Annotated in this window: 13 protein-coding genes and 1 pseudogene; 3 read left to right on the top strand and 11 right to left on the bottom strand. The window is 60.7% G+C overall.

The features are described from left to right. Positions 1-87: 87 nt before the first annotated feature. The 11 genes and pseudogenes from OKW38_RS29570 to OKW38_RS29520 all read right to left on the bottom strand — a co-directional run bounded on the left by OKW38_RS29570 (position 88) and on the right by OKW38_RS29520 (position 13148). Complete coding sequence (locus OKW38_RS29570; RefSeq protein ID WP_429364439.1) at positions 88-1299, bottom strand: ATP-binding protein; 1212 nt, start codon at positions 1297-1299, stop codon at positions 88-90. Positions 1300-1301: 2 nt separating this feature from the next. Further along, positions 1302-3992, bottom strand: coding sequence for a TrlF family AAA-like ATPase (locus tag OKW38_RS29565; protein ID WP_429364437.1), 2691 nt, complete (start codon positions 3990-3992; stop codon positions 1302-1304). A 46-nt stretch (positions 3993-4038) separates the two neighbouring features. Then, a complete protein-coding gene (locus OKW38_RS29560; RefSeq protein WP_429333367.1) occupies positions 4039-4233 on the bottom strand; it encodes a CopG family transcriptional regulator in 195 nt (64 codons plus the stop codon). A gap of 407 nt (positions 4234-4640) precedes the next feature. Beyond that, on the bottom strand, positions 4641-5372 hold the full coding sequence (locus OKW38_RS29555; protein ID WP_429364435.1) for an alpha/beta fold hydrolase: 732 nt from the start codon (positions 5370-5372) through the stop codon (positions 4641-4643). Positions 5373-5726: 354 nt separating this feature from the next. After that, positions 5727-7271: an alkaline phosphatase family protein gene (locus tag OKW38_RS29550; protein WP_429364433.1), complete on the bottom strand. Its 1545-nt coding sequence runs from the start codon at positions 7269-7271 to the stop codon at positions 5727-5729. A 151-nt stretch (positions 7272-7422) separates the two neighbouring features. After that, the gene (locus OKW38_RS29545; protein WP_429364431.1) at positions 7423-8115 is read right to left on the bottom strand and encodes a hypothetical protein; all 693 of its coding nucleotides are present in this window, start codon (positions 8113-8115) and stop codon (positions 7423-7425) included. Beyond that, the gene (locus OKW38_RS29540) at positions 8115-8597 is read right to left on the bottom strand and encodes a glycoside hydrolase family 108 protein (protein ID WP_429364429.1); all 483 of its coding nucleotides are present in this window, start codon (positions 8595-8597) and stop codon (positions 8115-8117) included. Before OKW38_RS29540 ends, OKW38_RS29545 begins: the two co-directional genes overlap by 1 nt. Before the next feature lie 54 nt (positions 8598-8651). Beyond that, on the bottom strand, positions 8652-10127 hold the full coding sequence (locus OKW38_RS29535) for a tetratricopeptide repeat protein (protein WP_429364427.1): 1476 nt from the start codon (positions 10125-10127) through the stop codon (positions 8652-8654). Positions 10128-10413: 286 nt separating this feature from the next. Then, positions 10414-11278, bottom strand: a pseudogene (locus OKW38_RS29530) (ABC transporter permease). A gap of 16 nt (positions 11279-11294) precedes the next feature. Next, complete coding sequence (locus OKW38_RS29525; protein ID WP_184024643.1) at positions 11295-12089, bottom strand: ABC transporter ATP-binding protein; 795 nt, start codon at positions 12087-12089, stop codon at positions 11295-11297. Between the two features lie 39 nt (positions 12090-12128). Next, positions 12129-13148 (bottom strand): ABC transporter substrate-binding protein, encoded by a 1020-nt coding sequence (locus OKW38_RS29520; protein ID WP_018423693.1) that lies wholly within the window; start codon positions 13146-13148, stop codon positions 12129-12131. Between the two features lie 281 nt (positions 13149-13429). On the opposite strand from OKW38_RS29520, the gene OKW38_RS29515 reads away from it, so the two are divergent. From OKW38_RS29515 to OKW38_RS29505, 3 genes are all read left to right on the top strand, one after another. Further along, positions 13430-14107 (top strand): response regulator, encoded by a 678-nt coding sequence (locus tag OKW38_RS29515; RefSeq protein WP_018423692.1) that lies wholly within the window; start codon positions 13430-13432, stop codon positions 14105-14107. A 2-nt stretch (positions 14108-14109) separates the two neighbouring features. Next, the gene (locus OKW38_RS29510) at positions 14110-15495 is read left to right on the top strand and encodes a sensor histidine kinase (RefSeq protein WP_429364425.1); all 1386 of its coding nucleotides are present in this window, start codon (positions 14110-14112) and stop codon (positions 15493-15495) included. A gap of 127 nt (positions 15496-15622) precedes the next feature. After that, positions 15623-16663, top strand: a complete 1041-nt coding sequence (locus OKW38_RS29505; RefSeq protein ID WP_090807499.1) for an ABC transporter substrate-binding protein — start codon at positions 15623-15625, stop codon at positions 16661-16663. Positions 16664-16708 lie beyond the last annotated feature (45 nt).

Here is a 16708-nt window from a genome sequence, read left to right as displayed (position 1 = left end):
ATACATCCACATCCCGTATCACTAAAAATACCATGCTCATCATTGCATTCCACTATGACAGAATGGATCACTCACCGGCCGCCCGGATTACCGGAGAAGTCGAACAGTGAAACGTTCTCCATCCTCGATCAGTTCTGGTTCGGTCCCATTGTGTTCTCGCATACATTTCACAATTTTGCGCGGAACACCCATGCCGGAATGTTCAAGGTATCCGTAGTCGCGCATAATGTCTTTGAGAAGTTGATTTCGCGCGGCGCGGCAGCCAGTAAGCATTCGTGCGGGTGTAATGCCGTTAGGCAAGCGGCCGGGAGAAGTGACTTCTAGCCGATCCTCATAGATCGAAAGCTCAATATCGGTGCTGGAAAGCAAATAGTCTCGATGCACCAGGGCGTTAACGATCGCCTCGCGAACAGCCTCGACGGGATAGGTCGGGCGGCTTTCGCGCCGCGCGCCGCCTTCCTCGAGTTGCCCGCCAATCGGCGTATTGCGTTGGACGAATGCAATGGCTTGCTCCACAAGACCGGCATCAACGATCTCGTCGGCATTGTTTAGCAAAGGAGATATAGGTCCCCGCAAAGCAGCTCTTTCACGGGCCGCGTAGTCTTTTTCTACGCCCGGATAAGCGACGGCATCGATGCCGGCTTGTGGCAGGAATCGATTTGGTGTCCGGCCGAACAGAAGAACGCCAGAAACAGTAATACCGTCCTCGACCATGATTTCCGTATTAAAGAGTAAGGTCTCCCACGCAGATTCATCATTGATATCCGGCGCATCTTGCCCTCTCACGTATACGAAATAATTCGATAGACGCCGCATGTCCAAATCGTCCAAGGTTGCGCCGGATACGGGTCGCAGTTCGGCACGGAAGCTGCCACGCTGCTGAAAAAGCCGGCCGAGTTCCTCCGGAGTTGGCTCGCGACTCTGGGTTCCAACTCGAATAAAATACGCATTCCTGTTGTTGTGCCAAAGAGTATGAACATCAAATCCGCGTGAAACACGCACAATCGCAACGTCCTTTCCCGGCTCAACGTCTTTGATCTGCTCGTAGAACGGAATCAGCCCTGGTCGTATTTTGTCTCGGCAGGCTGTCATAACCCACTCTTCTAGGCGTTGCCGCGTGATGCCGCTGATGCTTCCGTCATCCTCAACCCCCAACAAGACGATCCCGCCCTCAAGGTTGGAGAAGGCGACGAGTTCTTTCGCCAAGTCATGGTTTTGAATATCGTCACGCTTGAATTCGACGCCTGAGCTTTCGCCATTGCGGATGATTTCAAGCAATTCGGTGTGGGTCATGGTCATATCTAAAATCCATATTTCTGGCGGCGCATCTCAAAAGCGGCCTTACCGCCTTCAAGGATTTCTTCCACCATCTCGCGCACGGGCGCCATATCAATCGAGCCCACGTGCCGTTCGTTGATGCGCCCTTGAACAGCCTCATTTTGAACGCCGGTCGAAAGGCCGATAATTAGCTCGGCGTCGCCAAGCACTGGGATATTGGCATTGTGCGTCGAAAAGACGAATTGTCGCTTACGCTTTTCGTCCTTCATTGTCGGCACAACGCCTTCCGTGATGAAGCGATTGTCGAGATCGTCCTCGGGCTGATCTACGACGAGAGGGGCTTCCGACTCCAACAGCAGAAGCAGGAGAACGGCCGTTGCCTTTTGGCCGGTCGAGAGGGCCTCAATCGTTTGCCACGTTTCCGGGCCGCCTTCGGAGGAGGTGTTTAGCTCCATCTTGGTAGTCGCGGGCAACTCCAGTTCTTCCAGCCGCATGAAAATATCAGGCCCTGCCTGGGCAAGGCGCTCAGCAGCGGCGGGCGGAATGCTGTAGTTACTGACGAGCGAATCTTTACCCTCACGGCAGCGTTGCGCGAAGTCCAACAGCGACAGGGTATCGCGGCTTTTTAAGCGTTCCAGCAGTGCTGCAAGATTTCCGCCAATTTCATCACGCAAAAGCTTTTCTAGCGGCTCACGATTGCCGCCCATCGTAACCGCGGCCCGCACCCGGCCACACAGCTTTTTGGAGACACGCTTGGCGGCCTTCTCCAAGGCGCGATACTCGGCGGACTGAAGGTTGACCCACTCATCGAGCAAGTTGCGCCGATTCTGCTCGTACGCGACCAAGTCACGAGTGAGCGCTTCCTTTTTTTCCCGAAGCGGCCTTAATTCCTCGATCTGCCGGCGCAGACGGATGAACTCCTCGCCGTCAATCTTGGACTTCTGAAGTTCGCGCAAGAGGGCTTGGTAAGTGGCTTCTGCTGTTTGCTTGCGTTCGTCCCAACGGCTACGCAAGGCCGACAGGTTAATATCGGAGGTGGAAAGCGCCTGTTCGATCTGTCCGGCAATCGTTTGAAGTTGCGCGGTCACTTGGTCGAGAATCGCTGCACCCTCTAGCAGCATCTCACGGTTCGGGAGGCCTTCCAACGCCTTGGCGGATAGGAAAGCAGTATCGATCGGCAGAAGTCCGGCCAGTTCCTCGCGCAACGTCGAAACTGGAGACAGCCTTTCTTTGATGGTCCCCAAAATTCGCTCCTCCCGTACTAGGAGACTCTTCTCCTTCAATCGCTCTTCCAAACCAGCGTCCTGAAATCGCTTTTGCGTTTCTTCCAGGCTCGGCAAAAGGCTAAGGCGCTCCTCGATCAGCTTGATTTCCCGTTGCACATCATCGATCCGGCCGCGTGACCGTTCGAGTTCCAGGCGCAATTTCGCTTTTTGGGCGCCGGCATTCGGATCACGCTCGACAAATCGCTCCAACAGGAGCGTAAGCTTCTGTCGGCTCTTGGTTAGTTCAGAGATTTCGTGTTGGCCGAATATCTCAACGCCCGGTGCCACATCAAGAGGCGACAGGTTTAGAACGTTACCAAGCTCGTCCTTGACCACAGGCGGGTTGGGTATCGTCCGCTCGATCGTGTAATCATGCCTGGCGGGATGATGTGACCGCACGAGCAACGAGATCTTGGTACCGCTTTTCAGGACGTGCTTCAGAACGCCTTGGTGGGCCTTGTTTGCCTCTTCTCCAATGGGATCGATGGCAAGGGCGTAGCGAAGACTCTCGATGACCGTCGATTTCCCCGTGCCCCGCCCCCCCACCAGCACATTCAGGTTGCCGTTGAAATGCAGGCGCGTTCCGTCAAGGAATCCGCCTTCCCAAGTCATGGCGATGAACTCGGCATGGGGCTCGGGGTGGGGAGCGCTGTGCAGGCGTATCCGAGAGTCTGGATCGAGAAACGCTTGACGTAGGCCCTCTACCGACAGAGCCGACATTTTGATAAAGCAGCTTGATCGTGGCTCAGCCAATTCCTCTGGGCTGTTCACATCGGATGCATTGATAATGGCGACGCGTCGTTCTCGCCTATGCGCCGCATCCTTGTTCTCCAAGATGGCGCGCACGTTTTGCGGAGCGTCGTCAACTGCTCCAGGCAGGGCGCAGGCGTAGAGATCAGCGGATTTCCACGCATTCATGCGCGGCTGCCCCTCAAGGGTAGCCAACAGGCCGTTGTCTGCGGCGACGTGGGCGGCGATTGCGATGCCACCCTGATGGTGTACGCAGGCCAGTAGATCAAGGCAGTTCTTGTCGCCTAGTGGTGAGAGCGCTGCGTGATCGCGCACGCCCACCATTTTGCCAATAAAACGTTCCAGGAGATTGTCTTTGTCAGGATCATAGAGGCATAGAAAATGAACGCCATCACTGGTTGCCGCCTCGAAGCCGCCAAACGCGAAAATGCCAGCCGCCCGAACCGCATTGATTAGGCCAAAGGAATCACTAACGCGGTAGTGATCAGTGATGGCAATCGCTTCGATGCCATTGTTATGACAAGCCTCGATGATCGCGGCGTTATAGTCCGCCTCGTTTTGAAACGCGGACCGCTTGGCATGGCGACCGTGGTAAGCAAACGGGTTAACCTGAAGAGCGCAGCGATAAAAACGCGCGCCATTCGGCTGCTCCAGCGCTTCATTGAGCGCCTGAGATCGTGTCATATCGTTTTGCATCATCCCCATGTCCTGCTTGCAATTCAAGCTTATTCGCTCCGGTTCAGCATTAACCCGCATTCGGCAATTGATCGGAGACGTACTTTTCGGCAGCATCGCGGATAACCCAAGCGATGGAGACCTTCTTCTGCAAGGCGATGTGTTCGAGAAGACGATACAACTCGGGCGGGAAACTCACCGAGGCACGAACCGCCGCATCGCCCCTCGCTCTTACCCCTTCCTTATTCCTGCCGATTGTCATCATGAGTTCCGTTGGCTAAGATGCACCACTTTACACCATTATGATGCAATTCTCAGTGTGCTGCCGACGTTCGCAAGTATGGACCATGACAGCGGCACTCCGCGCCGGCGGGGCGTGAAGAAGGCTGGACGTAGCTAGCGTGGTGGATGTTGCGGGCAAAGTGGGGCATGTGTGCAGCCGCACTACCTCGGTGTGTCGGCCCAAGTCCTGTAGTTGCCTTGTCACAGGCCGTACATGCCCCAAACGGGTGATGATGTGACCTTCGTCTTTGCATGCCGAATGGCTGCTTGCTGAGAGGAACAGGCGTCTGAACGTCAGAGCGACGGCATAAGCGAACGACGCGTCTTGGCCGCACTGTGCCTGTCGCGTCGCGGCGACTGTCGCCCCCCACGTGATCCGCAGCAGCCGACCTATTCTGCCAAGAATCGCTTGATCGCTGCTGAAAATTCGACATCGTTGTCGAGCATCATCAGATGGCCGCTGTTGGCAATCGTGTAATCTCCAGCGCATTTTTTCGATGCCCAGTCTGGTACGTTCCAGCCTTTGCGGGAGTGCTCACCGGACAGCAAATACACCGGATGCCGATCGAAGACCTGCTCGAGCAATCTTAGGTAATCATCTTTTCCCGTCGTCGTGACTACACATTGACCCATTGCGCGGAGAGTGGATGCTGGCTGATGAGCAAGCCACCGGGCGGCGATCTCGCCGACATACGGCGCAGATGTAGTAACGGAACTGCTGATCCAGGCTAGTGGGTCAGCACGAAAATCTGCCAGCATGGCGTCAGCCTCGCTCTGGTTCATCCGTCCTACCGACGCGGACCAGAACGCATCCTCCAACGTGAAATTCCCTTCGGCATTGACGATCCTGCGGATGTACTCAGGGTAGGTCCGAGCGAACAACATAGCGATCGCACCACCAACGGAATGACCAACTACGTCAACTGGTTTGCTTCCAAAACGGGCATCCACGAACGCTCGCAGATGCTCGACTTGGCCCGGTAGGGATATGGCATTGAACGGAACGTTTTGGTGCTCGCCGTACCCAAGCAGATCGGGCGCGGCATGCGGCAACTCGTATCCGGTGACGTCGAGCGTACCGATGAAGCCGTGAACGAAAACGACAGGAGGAACGTTGCTCATGCTTGTTAGATGGGAACTGTTTGAAGTCGTTGGGCCGGCATCTCGATGCGACGAGTGGCGAGCCGTTGAGGAAATTGTCAACGGTTTTGATCACCGTGTCGACTGTCTGTTTGTGGCCGTTGTTCGCGCGATAGCGCTTGTCGCCGGGAAAATAGCCGGCGGCGCTGCGCTGCGGCGGTCCGAACCGAAACTCCCAGTTTCTATGGCACGATTCACCGTCCGCTTCACTGATACCGTCACTGCCAACCGGCCACTGCGTCAAGACGATTGAAATAGTCGAAGAAATCCAAAGTCCCCGATTTCACGAACTCTGGCATCCGGCAACGTTCCGCACTACCACCGCTTTGCGGCGTGCTATTTCTCCGAGACCGGATTGACGGGCAAGGCCGTTTCTTCCGCATCGTCTCGCGCGATGCCCGGCGTCGCCTCACGGACCGATTGCCGCAAGCGCGTGAACGCCTGGCTCGTGCGTGCATCGCGTTGGTCGCGTGCGTCGTAGAAGTCCTTGCTGAGCCACTGGCCGAGACTCATCATCAGCGAGCCCAACGCGCTCTTGAAGCGCACCCATGCGTTGCCGGTGCGCGCCAGTTGCGCGGCCGCCTCGACCGCCTCGGCGGCGAGCCGGTCCAGTTCCGCGTGCAGATAGTCGGCGAAATGATGCAGGCCATGCTGATTGCCATTCGACGATTTGCGTTCCAGTTCGACGTGCTGCGCAATCAGCGATTGATTGGGCACGCGAATAAACGGAGGCGTATCGGTGCGCGCGCCGCCGCCACGGCGAATCGCCACACCGAGGTTCGCGGACGCCTCGGTGCGCTTGCCGAGCGGTGGCATTTGCCACTTGTCGCACAGGTACTTCAGCAGGCTGCAATGATCGAATCGTTCGTTGCACACGCCGGCTTCGCACCACGGTGACACCAGGATGGCGGGAACACGCACGCCGAGTCGTTTGAAATCGAAGCTCGCGGTGTGGTCGTCGGGCGCGAGCGCGTCGGCCGGCGGCGATACGTGGTCGTAGAAACCGCCGTGCTCATCGTAGAGGACCACCAGTAACGTGCGCTCCCACAGCGCCTGATTCGAGCGCAGCGCATTGTAGGTATCCGCGATCAGCTTCTCTGCCTTCATGATGTTGTGCGGCGGATGATCGTCGTTCTGCGCTTCGCCGAAGTACTTCGGCTCGATCAGTACGAATTGCGGAAACTGACTGGCGGGTCCCGCTGCGTCCTCGAAGAATTGATCGAAAGAGCGGTAATTCGCGAGGTTTTCCGCGCGTCGCTGGTTCTTCAGCAGCAACGAGGCGGGGAAGTCGTAGAAATAGACGCTCCACGTTTTGCGCGCGGCGTTCAGCCGATCGAAAATCGTGTCCTGATCCTGCTCGGTGTACCAGCGCGGATTGAGCCCGTCGAGTCCCGAAGGCATTTCGATCTCGCCTTTCGACGTACCCGTCAGCGCGAAAAAACGGTTGGGCCACGTCGGCCCCGGCAATGACGAGAACCACCGGTCGCACACGGTGAATTGCGAACCGAGCGTGTGCAGCGCGGGCAGAAAGCCGAGCGGGTAATAGCCCATCACGTCTTGCCGCGCGGCGAGGCTGCTCTTCGGGTAGTCGTTCACGAACGTACGCACGAAACCGCTGTTGTCGGCGGCGATCTGTTCCATCACGGCCTTGTGCTCGTGATTCGGATCGTGCTTCATCTGCCGCTCGCGCGTTTCACGCGGATAGAAGGTGTGGCCTTGACCGTCGGCGTTCGATTTGCCGGCCGCGTTGCGCACGCCGTCCAGTTTGTCGTGCACGGCGTCGAGGCAGCCGAGCATCTGGTCGAACGAGTGATTCTCCATCAACAGTAGCACGACGTGTTCGATCGGATCGTTCTGCGCGTTCTGCTCGACGTCACTCATCTTTTATCGCTCCACTCGGGACGGGATGGACTTCGCGTTGCCAACTTAGCGCAAAACGCGCGCCGGCGAAAGAGCCCTGCTTTGATGCGGACATGCACGCGACGGTCAATGTACTTCGTCGCGTGCATGACTCGCTTAGCGTAGCATCGACTCAACTGCCGCCCGAGAAGATCGGACCTTGCCCGCCCGGCGCGAACGATGGGAAGTGGTCGCCGGACGGCGCGGCCGCCGCCGGTGCGTGCGCTCCCGACTGCGACGCCGGTTCGCGCAACGTCAACGCGCTATCGGCCGTGATCGACACGCTCGGCTTCGCGAGCAGCTCGGTCTTGCGCATCGAGCCGACCGACGTGCCGAAGTAATAGCCGATGATGCTGATCCACGCGGTTCCCAACGCGCCGACGATCACGTTGACGAGATCCTTGTTGGTACCCGGCAAAGGCTGGAACGCCATCAGCAGCAAAATGCCGAAGAAGCCGGTGGTGACCGCCATCGCGAGCACCTTCGGGACCCAGTCGCGATTGGCGACACCCATCGCGCGTGCATTCGCGGTGTCGCTCGTGGCGATGCGGGCCATGTCGGCGTCGTGCGCGAGGCTCGACTGCGCGGCCGTCACCATCAACTGCTGCAATTGCAGCGAATTCGCGCTTTCGGCCTGGCGAAGTTTTTCGAGTGCGCCGGGGTCGTTCAACGCGGGTTCCACGAAGGCCGGGTCGCTCGGCGTGCCGAGCGCGTGCGAGATGATCGCGGCGGCAGCGGTCACGCCGAGGCCGACCGGCCCCCCTACGAGCCCGGCGAGAAGCGGGGCGGTGCTGTTGATATTCTTCGCAACTTTAGACCAGTCCATCATGCTGCTCCCAGGAGAAGATTGGCTGCCATGCGTTCGGTCCAGCCGCGGCTGAAATTCGGCCACGAATGCAGGTTCCGCAGGTAGCGCAGACGATACGCGGCGAAGCGCATCACGAACTTCATCGGATCGGCGTTCTTGACCGCATCGAGCGTGTCGGGGCCGAACTTGCCGTCCTCCCTGGCGCCGGACGCTTTCTGCATCCACAGCACGACGAGGCCGCCGTTGTAGTTCGCATCGAAAATCTGGAAAGCCACGCGCGGATCGAGTTCGTCGAGATGCAACGGGTCCCAGTACCTGCGCTTGGCGATCTGATGGGCGGTATCGAGCGGCAGGTCTTTCATCGCGCCGTTATAGCCCTCACTGCGCGCGACGCACGCCGTCACACCCCACATCGTTTCGCCGCCTGGATCGGCCGGATTGAAGCTGTACCCACCTTCGTTTCCGATCAAGGCTTTGAATGCATCTTCGAAGCTGTCCATCGAACTCTCTCCTGTTCGGCTGTGTTGCCAACTCAAATGGCGAATGCGCGCGGCTCAGGCCGCTCGCATCGCCCGTCCTACGGCGTCGCGTACCGTATCGAGCGAGGCCCGAAGCGGGTACGACGTCATGGGATTCGAAACGGGCTTGACGTGCAGCTCAGGCCTCGATGTCCGGGTGTCGGCTTCGTCGGGCGATGCGTCCGTCGAGAGCGCCAGCTCGCGTTCGCGCGCCGACAACGTGCCGGCGTCGCGCTGCAATGCCTGTGCATACTTGCGCGCGGCCTCGCGCAGCGCGCCTTTGTGTTCCAGCGCGTGGCCCCATTCCACATAGGACGGCGCGAGATCGGGACGCAATGCGACGGCGTGCGACAGCTTGTCGATCGCTTCGTCGTCGTGGCCGGTTTTGACGAGCGCCTCGGCCCAGTCGTGCAGCGTGTCGACGGAGTCGGGGTTCATCTTGGCAGCCTGCCGGAATGCTTCGAGTGCTTCGCGATCGTGCTTCTTCGAATGCAACAGCACGTCGCCGAGCAGTCGCAGGTTTTCAGCGGTGCGCGACTTTTCCTTCGCGCCGGCCCGCAGTTCTTTTACCGCATCGTCGATGCGGTTCTGCTGTTCGAGTGCAATGCCGAGACTCGCGCGCAGCACCGCCGAGTGCTTGTATTGGGTCAATGCTTCGCGGATCTGCTGCTCGGCTTCTGTCGAGCGCTGCTGACTGTCGAGCAACCACGCCTTGCCCGCGACTGCCCATTGGGCTTGCTCGGATGAGGGCAACGCGAGGACTTCGTCATAGATCCCGACGATCTCGCGATAGTCGCATTGCGCGAGCGAGCATTTGGTCTTTTGCACCTGCGTGAACAGATGACTGGCGAGGATGTTAGGTTCGGCGAGGCGCATCGCCGTGACGGCGATGTCGTGCACGAGCTTTTCGAGGTCGCGCCCTTCGAACGGCACCGTGCTTTCGCGGCCGTTGAACGGTCCGTGTTCTATCTGCACGTGCGCGACGTATGAATCCGCGCTGCTATTCGTCTTCGTGATGCCGATGTGCACGGCGACATCGTCGCGTTTGAGCACGCCTTTGATGAAGCGCACCGTCGTCGCATACGACATTTCCTGACCCGGAATCTGGATGTCCTGTTGCGCGTCGTTGCTGGTCATCGTGTCGTGCGGAATCGATTCGGCATCCTGGCCGATTTCCTTCATCGCCGACATGATCCGCTCGGCGAGAAAGTTCGCTGTATAGCCGCGCTCGGTCAGCGTTTGCGGTGTCTCCACCGGCGGTACCAGCAATTGACGCGTGAGCACGCCGCGCACGACGAGGCAGATGGAGCCGATCGTCAGTAAGATGAACAACCAGGGCAGGACATACGGCCAGAGGCGTTTCGGTCCGCGGCCGATCACACCGGCGGTGTGCAAGCCGAACAGCACGAATCCGCTCGAATGATGACGATCGCGGCGATTCGCGGTGTTGGCGCGCATGAACGGGCCGCCGTACCCGTTGGTTGACCGGCGTTGACTCTGTGCACTCGACATGACTCACCTCGCTTCGATCCGCGATCGATGTTGGCGATCGCCTGACTTGCGCGGTGGGGTATGCATCGAGCGTGCCATAGCGCATGGAACGGGCTGGCAGCCGGATGTTGGCTTCTGGTGGGGGATTGAAAGAAAGAAGTGTTGCGAGGTGGCCAACGTATTGCGAAAAACAGTTTGCTGGCGGGAGACAGGATGTGCGTTAGCAAATAAAAATGCCGCTCAGTCCAGAAGACTGAGCGGCATCGGTGAAGCGAACTACTGTTTGTGGACTCTGCGCTGCCGTGGCTTAAACCGAACTCGGCCGCCACTTCAACAATCGACTCTCCACCGCGGTCAGCAGGTAGTCGGCGGCAAGCGCGACCACCGCCAGCACGATCATCGCCGCGAACACGCCGGCGGCATTGAACGCGCCCTGGGCGGTGGAGATCAGCAAGCCGATGCCCTGCTTCGAGCCGAGAAACTCGCCGACCACCGCGCCGACCAGCGCGAAGCCGAAGCTCACGTGCAGGCTCGCGAGAATCCAGCTCAGCGCCGACGGAATCACGACCGAGGTCGTCACCTGACGGCGCGACGCGCCGAGAATCTGCGCATTCGCGATCATGTAGCGATCCGCTTCGCGCACGCCCTGGAACGCGTTGGCGAACACGACGAAAAACACCATCACGACCGCGAGCGCGACTTTCGATGCCATGCCGAGCCCGAGCGCGATCACGAACACCGAGCCGAGCACGACGCGCGTGGATCGAGTTGGCGATCTTGATGTAGAGGCTGAACACGTCGGAGAGCAGCTTGTTGCGGCCGAGCACGATGCCGCAGAAGATGCCCCCGATCGAACCGATGATGAAGCCGAGCCCCGTTTCCTCGAGCGTGACCCACACCTGCGTGAGCAGCGGCCCTTGCGAGGTACCGTTCACGAACCAGTCGACGATCTGGGCGAAGATCTCGGTCGGCATCGAGAAGAAGAAAGGGTCGATCCACTTCAGGCGCGCGGACAGTTCCCAGCCGCCGAGCACGACCACGAGCAGGAGAATGCGCAGCGAAATCACCAGAACCTGGCGCTGGCGGATCTTCTTCTGCGCAATACGCTCGACGTGAGCGAGCGACGCGGCGTCGATGCCCGAGGGCATCATCTGTTGAGAGGGTGTAGACATGTTTGCCGTTCCTTGATTAACCGATCTGCACTTCTTCGCGCAGGTCATGCCAGATATCGCGCGAAATTTCGATGAAGCGTGAGTCGTAGCGGATCTCCGATGTGACGCGCGGTCGCGGCAGATCGATTTCGTAGACTTTCTTCAGCGTGGCGGGGCGGGCAGTTAGCACGAACACGCGGTCGGCGAGCGCAATCGCTTCTTCGAGGTCGTGCGTGACGAACACGACCGAGCCGGCGCCGCCCCACAATTGCAGCAACTCGTCCTGCATCAATGTGCGCGTCTGCATGTCGAGCGCCGAGAACGGCTCGTCCATCAGCAGGATTTCCGGCTTGTTGATGAAGGTCTGCGCAAGCGCGACGCGCTTGCGCATGCCGCCGGACAGTTGATGCGGATAGTGCTTGCCGAACTTGTCGAGGCCCACGCGGCGCAGCCATTCGTTCGCTTCGTCGTAAGCGGCCGATTTCGAGCGGCCGCGATACAGCGGACCCGCCGCGACGTTGTCGAGCACCGAGCGCCACGGAAACACCGCATCCGCCTGAAACACGAAACCGATGCGCGGATCGATGCCGTCCACCGGCGCGCCCATCACGCGCACTTCGCCGGTGGTCGGCTTCAGCAAGCCGGTGATCATGCTGAGCGTGGTGGACTTGCCGCAGCCGGTCGGGCCGACCACCGCGACGAATTCGCCGCGTGCCACCGACATGCTGAAGTCGCGCAGCGCGATCGTGGCCTTGCCGTCCGGGGAAATGAAACGGCACGACACGTTGCGCATTTCGATCGCTGGCGTCTCGCGTGACATAGGTTGATTCATCGGCGGGTGCCTCGCAGTTCTGTGAAGATGAAAGAAGCGTTACTTCGACGCGGTCTTGACCGGCGCCGACACGTAGTCGTTGGTGTAGGTCTTGGCGAGATCGATATGCTTGCCCTTCACCGACGGATTGAATGCGGACAGCACCTTCAGTACCGTATCCGGGCCGTCGGCGGGCATCTTGCCGTCCTTCGTGAACATCGGCAGCGACGCCTTCAGCGCGTTCACGTACAGGTCCTTGTTGTTGCCGTAGTAGTCTTTCGGCATCTGCGCGGCAATGTCCTCGGCGCTATGCGTCGCGATGTAGTTCAGCGTCTTCGCGAACGCATGCGAGAGCTTCGCGGCCTCGTCCTTGTGCGCTTCGGCCCACGCGCGCTGCACGTAGAAACTCGAAGCGGGGTAGGTGCCGCCGAGCGCGGCGCGCGTGCCGTCCACGTTGCGCATGTCGACCAGCACCTTCGCGTCGCCGGTCTTGAGCAGTTGCGAGACGGTCGGCTCGGTGGTCATGCCGGCGTCGATGCGGCCTTGCTTGACGGCGGCGATGAAGCTGTTGTCCGCGCCGACCGGCAACATCGTGTATTGCGTCGACGGCACGCCCGCGCGCTGCGCGAGGTACTGCGTGAGGAAGCTGGTCGACGAACCGAGGCCGGTCACGCCGAGCGTCTTGCCTTTGACGTCGGCCATGCTCTTCAGCGAATCGGCCGCCTTCGTCGAGACCATCTCTACTTCGCCCGGCACCTGGCCGAAGACGACGAGCGCCTGCACTTCCTTGCCCTTGCTCTGCAGGTCGATCGTATGATCGTAGAAGCCGACCACGCCTTGCACCGCGCCCGCGAGCAGTTCGTTCTCCGCATCGACGCCGGCCGGCTGCGACAGGATCTCGACGTCGAGGCCTTCGTCCTTGAAGTAACCGAGCTGCTCGGTGAGCTTGGCCGGCAGATAGATGATCTTGGTGGCGCCGCCGACCATGATCGTGATCTTCTCGGCGTGAGCGGCGGCCGAAGCGGCGGCAAGGGCGAACGCAACTCCTGATACAGCGGCAATCTGGCGCAAGGTACGCATGAAGCAGTCTCCTTAGGTGGGTCGCCGCGACCCCGTGGTGCGCGGCGCTTTTCTGGGTCAATGGGGGCGATTATAGAAACGCGAAACCTTCTGGCAGCTTTCGGGGTTTGGCGCAAAACATGGGTGTTAACCCGAAAATGCGCCGAAAATGCGCCGACATTGCGCGCGGATCGGCACCGCGCTCGCGGCGGGCACTGGACGTATGCGGCACACCACACGGTATGCGCGCGGCCCCCTTGTTTTAAGGCACAATCGACGACCTGACTTTTGCCGTTGCCGCCATGAAGCTGCTGCTGATCGAAGACAACCCCACGCTTGCGCACTGGCTCGCGAAGATGCTGGAGCAGGAGGCCTTCGCGCTCGACGCCGTGCAGGACGGCGATGAAGCCGACCGCCTGCTGCGCACCAATCACTACGACGTGATCCTGCTCGACCTGAACCTGCCGAAGCTGTCGGGCAAGAACGTGCTGCGCCGGCTGCGTCAGCGTGGCGACGCGACGCCGGTGCTGATCCTTACCGCGAGCGGCTCGATCGACGAGAAGGTGGAGCTGCTCGGCGCCGGCGCCGACGACTATCTGGTGAAGCCGTTCGAAGTGCGCGAGCTGATCGCGCGCATCAAGGTGGCGATTCGGCGGCAGTCGCCGTCGAAAGCGGGCGAGGTGGTGTGCGGCGATCTGTCGTTCGACATCGACACGCGCCAGTTCACGCTGAAGGGCGCGCCGCTGAATGTGACGCCGCGCGAGCGTTCGGTGCTCGAAGCGCTGATCCTGCGCCTCGGCAAGACGGTGACGAAGCCGGCGCTGGTCGATGCGATCTTCACGCTCGCCGACGAGCCGAGCGAGGATGCGGTCGAGATCTACATTTCGCGTCTGCGCAAGAAGCTCGATGGCAGCTCGGCCGCGATCGTCACGCTGCGCGGGCTCGGCTATCTGCTGCGCAAGCGGGAAGACGACCAGTAACGATGGCCAATAGCCTACGCATACGCCTGCTGTGGTGGCTGCTCGTCCCGCTCGCGCTTTATGTGTTCGTGACCGGCAAGACCGAGTACGACAACGCGCGGCACACCGCGAATCTGGTGCAGGACAATCAGCTGGTCGCGTCGGCGCGGATGATCGCGGGCGAGGTCGAATGGAGCGACGGCTTTCTGCGTGTCGATGTGCCGCCCGCCGCGCTCGAGATCTTCGCATCGCCATATCGCGACCAGGTGTTCTATAGCGTGCGTGTCGACGAGGGGCGGCTGCTCGCGGGTACGCCTGATTTTCCGCCGCGTCCGCTGCGGGCGCCCGACGTGCCGGATTCGTACTACACGCAGTTGCACGGCCAGCAGGTGCGCGCTGTCGACATCGTGCGGCTCATGTACGACAACGGCGCGACGCGTCCCGTGCGTGTGACGGTCGGCAAGACCGTGCGCTCGCGCGATGCGATGACGCAACAGCTGTGGCGGCCGCAACTCGTGCGCCAGCTCGAAATGATCGCGCTGGCGGTGGCGCTCGTTTGCATCGGGCTCACGTTCGAGTTGCGGCCGTTGATGAAGGTGAAAGACGAGGTGGCCGACCGCGATCCGATGCAGCTCGAACCGATTCGCGTCGAGCGTCTGCATACGGAACTGCGGCCCATCGTCGATGCGATCAATCAGTGCATCGCGCGGCTCGGCGTGCAGGTGGCGGCGCAGCGGCGCTTTATCGCCGACGCCGCGCATCAGTTGCGCACGCCGCTCACGCTGCTCGGCACGCAACTGCAATTCGCGCGGCAGCAGGAAGGCCTCAATCCCGCGCTCGACGAAGCGCTTGCCGCGATGCATCGCAGCAACCGGTCGATGGTCGGGCTCACCAACAAGCTGCTTTTGCTCGCGCAGGCCGAGGCCGCCGACAACTCGCAGATCGCCATGGAACGCGTCGATCTGGTGCCGCTCGCGATGGAGGTCGTCGAAGATCTCGGCCTGCTCGCGCAGGCACGTGAAATCGATCTGGGCGCGGAATTGCACGGCGCGGCGCCGGTGCTCGGACATCTCGGCTTGTTGCAGGCACTGATCGCGAATCTCGCCGAGAACGCGATTCGCTATACGGGCAGCGGTGGTCACGTGACGGTCGCCGTGAACGCTGATACTGCGGCCAATGCGGTGACGGTCAGCGTGACCGACAACGGCCCCGGCATTCCGGCCGAATCGCGCAGCCGCGTGTTCGAGCCGTTCTTTCGTGCGTCGACGGATACCGAGGGCACGGGCCTCGGTCTTGCGATCGTGCGCGAAATCGCGGACGCCCATCACGGCGAGATCACGCTGAAGGCGGGCGAGGGCGGCAAGGGTGTGCATATCGCCGTGACGTTTCCGCGCGCAACGCCGAAGTGATCGGGATAAACCCGAGGTTTGCGCAACATGCACAGCCGGGAAAAGCATCGGGAAGGGTTCGCACCTTCAAAATCACGGGCAGGCGACCCGCGCGGCGCCCAGACGCAAGATAACGGAGACAGCCCCAATGAAGCTTTCCTTGACGCGTTTCTCGCGCGCGGCCTATGCCGCCGTCGCGGCGTCGCTCGCGCTGTGCGCGCTCGCGAGACTCGCGACGTCTGCGCAAGCCGCCGCGCCGGAGAAACTCGCGATCATGGTGGGCGGTACCAACAAGCTCATCTATCTGCCGGCGCGTCTTGCCGAACAGCTCGGCTATTTCAAGGCCGAAGGGCTCGACGTCGAACTGCTGTCGCAGCCGACTGGAATAGACGGCGAAAACGAAATGCTCGCGGGCGCGGTGCAGGGCGTGGTCGGCTTCTACGATCACACGATCGATCTGCAGACACGCGGCAAGGAAGTGAAGACGATCGTCGTGTTCAGCCAGGTGCCCGGCGAAGTGCAACTGGTCGCGGCGAAATCGGCCGATTCGATCCGGAGCATGGCCGACGTGCGCGGTAAAACGCTCGGCGTGACGGGGCTCGGCTCGTCGACGAGTTTTCTCACGCAGTACCTCGCACAGCGCGCGGGCGTGCGGTCCACGCAATACACGCTGCTGCCGGTCGGCGCGGACAGCAGTTTCATCGCGGCGATGCGGCAAGGACGCATTCACGCGGGTATGACGACCGAGCCGACCGTCACTCAGCTATTGAAAGCTGGCGACGCCAAAGTACTCGTCGACATGCGCAATGTCGATGGCACGCGCGCCGCGCTCGGCGGCATGTATCCCGCGTCGAGCCTCTACGTGCAAAGCACGTGGCTCGACGCGCATGCCGACGAAGCCGCGAAACTCGCGCGCGCATTCGTCAAGACGCTGCGCTATATGCACACCCACAGCGCGGAACAAATCGCCGCGCAGATGCCAAAAGAAGACATCGGCAACGACAGGGCGCTGTATATCAGCGCATTGCAGGCCTCGCTGCCGATGTACACCGTCGACGGCAAGATGCCAGCCGACGGTCCGCAGACGGTGCTGAAGGTACTGTCGAGCTTCAATCCGGCGGTGAAGGGGCGGCATATCGATCTGTCGCGCACGTTTACCGATCAGTTCGTCGATGACGTGAAGCCTTGAAAGCGGGCTGACCGCGTGGGTCGCTTCTAGCACAAGAGGAAGCTT

The organism is Paraburkholderia sp. MM5496-R1 (assembly GCF_050436205.1).
GTDB classification, from domain to species: Bacteria; Pseudomonadota; Gammaproteobacteria; order Burkholderiales; family Burkholderiaceae; genus Paraburkholderia; species Paraburkholderia tuberum.
This window is presented reverse-complemented; position numbering and strand designations above follow the sequence as displayed.

What these genes read in the sequence shown, in the direction of transcription:
- OKW38_RS29565 (WP_429364437.1), bottom strand. Translation starts at nt 3,992, where the DNA reads ATGATGCAAAACGATATGACACGATCTCAGGCGCTCAATGAAGCGCTG.
- OKW38_RS29520 (WP_018423693.1), bottom strand. Translation starts at nt 13,148, where the DNA reads ATGCGTACCTTGCGCCAGATTGCCGCTGTATCAGGAGTTGCGTTCGCC.
- OKW38_RS29525 (WP_184024643.1), bottom strand. Translation starts at nt 12,089, where the DNA reads ATGAATCAACCTATGTCACGCGAGACGCCAGCGATCGAAATGCGCAAC.
- OKW38_RS29505 (WP_090807499.1), top strand. Translation starts at nt 15,623, where the DNA reads ATGAAGCTTTCCTTGACGCGTTTCTCGCGCGCGGCCTATGCCGCCGTC.
- OKW38_RS29510 (WP_429364425.1), top strand. Translation starts at nt 14,110, where the DNA reads ATGGCCAATAGCCTACGCATACGCCTGCTGTGGTGGCTGCTCGTCCCG.
- OKW38_RS29515 (WP_018423692.1), top strand. Translation starts at nt 13,430, where the DNA reads ATGAAGCTGCTGCTGATCGAAGACAACCCCACGCTTGCGCACTGGCTC.
- OKW38_RS29535 (WP_429364427.1), bottom strand. Translation starts at nt 10,127, where the DNA reads ATGTCGAGTGCACAGAGTCAACGCCGGTCAACCAACGGGTACGGCGGC.
- OKW38_RS29570 (WP_429364439.1), bottom strand. Translation starts at nt 1,299, where the DNA reads ATGACCATGACCCACACCGAATTGCTTGAAATCATCCGCAATGGCGAA.
- OKW38_RS29550 (WP_429364433.1), bottom strand. Translation starts at nt 7,271, where the DNA reads ATGAGTGACGTCGAGCAGAACGCGCAGAACGATCCGATCGAACACGTC.
- OKW38_RS29560 (WP_429333367.1), bottom strand. Translation starts at nt 4,233, where the DNA reads ATGATGACAATCGGCAGGAATAAGGAAGGGGTAAGAGCGAGGGGCGAT.
- OKW38_RS29540 (WP_429364429.1), bottom strand. Translation starts at nt 8,597, where the DNA reads ATGGACAGCTTCGAAGATGCATTCAAAGCCTTGATCGGAAACGAAGGT.
- OKW38_RS29555 (WP_429364435.1), bottom strand. Translation starts at nt 5,372, where the DNA reads ATGAGCAACGTTCCTCCTGTCGTTTTCGTTCACGGCTTCATCGGTACG.
- OKW38_RS29545 (WP_429364431.1), bottom strand. Translation starts at nt 8,115, where the DNA reads ATGGACTGGTCTAAAGTTGCGAAGAATATCAACAGCACCGCCCCGCTT.